Below are 803 nucleotides of genomic sequence, written 5' to 3'. Positions count from 1 at the left end.
AATGATGTCTTAGATCTCTAACAAAAATTAGCTGACACAGAATTCTGAACGCCCTCGTTCTTTTACCGATATCCCCAATGAATTACAGCTTACCCGATACTTTCATTTGGATGAATTTGATTTGGCATTGATCAATAAGCATCGAGGGAAACACAATCGCCTCGGTTTTGCCTTACAGCTGACTTGCGTACGCTTTCTCGGGACTTTCTTTATGGAGTTCGACCGTATTCCTGAAGATGTCTTGCTCTTTGTTGCTGCTCAATTGAATATCAAAAACAGGCTTTGTTTCCTAAATCGGGGAACTAAATCATTAACCTACGATCTGATCAGCTAAGTTCATTCAAATACTTAGACCAATGCCCAAGCCTCGCTACAAAACAACTAACGGGAAACAATATAACCAAGCTTTGATCAATCGTGGTTCTCTGACATTTTGGATTGACGACGAGACAGTCCAGCACTGGAAACAGGTTAAGCAAGGTACCCGAGGAAGACCTCGTTTGTTTAGTGACTTAGCGATTACGACGGCTCTCATGGTAAAGCGGGTGTTTTCAATGCCATTGAGAAGTTTACAAGGATTCATTAATTCTATTTTTAAGCTTGCTCAACTACCGTTGTCATGCCCTCATTATTCATGCATTAGCAAGCGAGCTAAAGCGGTTAACGTCACGTTCAAGACCAGGAAAAAGGCATGATTCAGCATTTAGCCATTGATGCGACAGGGCTCAAGGTCTACGGTGAAGGCGAGTGGAAAGTGAAAAAGCATGGCACTGACGGAAAGCATCGAGTCAGGCGAAAGCTAC

The 803-nt window shown here is 42.7% G+C and carries 2 pseudogenes; both read left to right on the top strand.

Features of this window, described 5'->3' with window-relative positions:
* Positions 1–31: 31 nt before the first annotated feature.
* Positions 32–274, top strand: a pseudogene (locus tag BLO31_RS23100) (DUF4158 domain-containing protein); the annotation flags it as partial.
* Between the two features lie 82 nt (positions 275–356).
* Positions 357–803: pseudogene (locus BLO31_RS09230) on the top strand (IS5 family transposase); the annotation flags it as partial.

This window comes from Vibrio sonorensis (assembly GCF_001854765.1).
GTDB lineage: Bacteria > Pseudomonadota > Gammaproteobacteria > Enterobacterales > Vibrionaceae > Vibrio > Vibrio sonorensis.
Note: the sequence above shows the minus strand (reverse complement) of the source record. Positions and strands in the feature narration are given on the sequence as shown.